The 1255-nt window shown below is 62.2% G+C and carries 3 protein-coding genes; 1 reads left to right on the top strand and 2 read right to left on the bottom strand.

The annotated features are described in order from the left end of the window. Both EN780_RS34565 and EN780_RS34570 read right to left on the bottom strand, forming a co-directional pair. A partial coding sequence (locus EN780_RS34565; protein ID WP_133372887.1) for a metalloregulator ArsR/SmtB family transcription factor occupies positions 1–218 on the bottom strand: 218 nt, incomplete at its 3' end. A gap of 21 nt (positions 219–239) precedes the next feature. Beyond that, a complete protein-coding gene (locus tag EN780_RS34570; protein ID WP_245500216.1) occupies positions 240–587 on the bottom strand; it encodes a cupin domain-containing protein in 348 nt (115 codons plus the stop codon). A 272-nt stretch (positions 588–859) separates the two neighbouring features. Here EN780_RS34570 and ssb point away from each other — a divergent pair. Next, the coding region (gene ssb, locus EN780_RS34575) for a single-stranded DNA-binding protein (RefSeq protein ID WP_128276489.1) at positions 860–1255 on the top strand (396 nt) is incomplete at its 3' end.

Raw genomic sequence — 1255 nt, forward strand, 5'->3', positions numbered from 1 at the left:
CCTTGCGGGTCGGCGCGGTAATAGGCGTTGCGGCCGGCGCGCCGTTCGACCACCAGGCCGGCGCCGCGCAGCACCGCCAGGTGCTGGGAAACCGCCGGTTGCGATACCGTCATGCCGGTGCGCAGCTCCGACACGGTCATCTCGCTGGCGGCGAGCCGCTCGTAGACGGCGCGGCGCGTCGGGTCGGCCAGCGCGCGGAAAATCTCTGCCTCGATCATGGCTGAAGCATAAGTCGATACTTATTGATTTGGCAAGCGCTGTTTACGAACGTCAGCAAGCCAGCGTCTCACCAGTCCGGCCGGCCCGTCGAACGTCGCTTCGAAGATCGGCGAAGCGAGCACCGCATGGATGTGAAGCGATTCGTTGCCGACATTGCGGAAGCCGTGCTTCCTGTGCGCAGGGATGATGAGAGACTGTCCTGCGGTGAGCACGCTGTGCTCGTCGTCGATCCACATCTCGGCCGTGCCGGCGATGACGGTGAGCACTTCCTCGACCGAATGCCAATGCGTCGGGGCGCCGACCGTGGGTTCGACCCACTGCTCAAAGATGCAAAGCTGCGCGGCGCCATTTCTGGCCGAGACGTGCATGCGTGTCTCGACACCGGCGCGCCACTGTTCGCGCGGCTGGTCCCCATGTGCGATCGAATTCACCTGGCACTCCATCCATTCCCGATCACGTGGAAATTCCGGGCCGGAACACTACATGCTGCTGACAACCATTGACAGCGCGTCGCCCACATCCTAGAACGAAAAGAGAACAAAAACCTTGTGGGAAAAGCCAGTCACGACGGGCGGCGATTGCCCGCAAGCTGTAAGGTGCAGCGTCAAAAATTTGTTTCGGATGAGCGCGGAGAAGTACGATGGCGGGTAGCATCAACAAGGTCATTCTGGTCGGCAATCTCGGGGCGGACCCGGAAATCCGCCGCCTGAACTCGGGTGAGCCGGTCGTCAACATCCGCATCGCCACCTCGGAAAGCTGGCGCGACAAGAATTCCGGCGAGCGCAAGGAAAAGACCGAGTGGCACAACGTCGTCATCTTCAACGACCAGATCGCCAAGGTGGCCGAGCAGTATCTGAAGAAGGGCATGAAGGTCTATGTCGAGGGCCAGTTGCAGACGCGCAAATGGCAGGACCAGACCGGCAATGACCGCTACACGACCGAGGTCGTGCTGCAGAAATTCCGCGGTGAGTTGCAGATGCTCGACGCGCGCGGCGAGGGCGGCGGTCAGGTCGGCAGCTATGCCGGTGGCGGCAAC

This window comes from Mesorhizobium sp. M4B.F.Ca.ET.089.01.1.1 (assembly GCF_004022605.1).
Classification (GTDB): Bacteria; Pseudomonadota; Alphaproteobacteria; order Rhizobiales; family Rhizobiaceae; genus Mesorhizobium; species Mesorhizobium abyssinicae.

Bases quoted from the DNA above. Each gene is read 5' to 3' on its own strand.
- EN780_RS34570 (WP_245500216.1), bottom strand. From the start codon at position 587: ATGCACGTCTCGGCCAGAAATGGCGCCGCGCAGCTTTGCATCTTTGAG.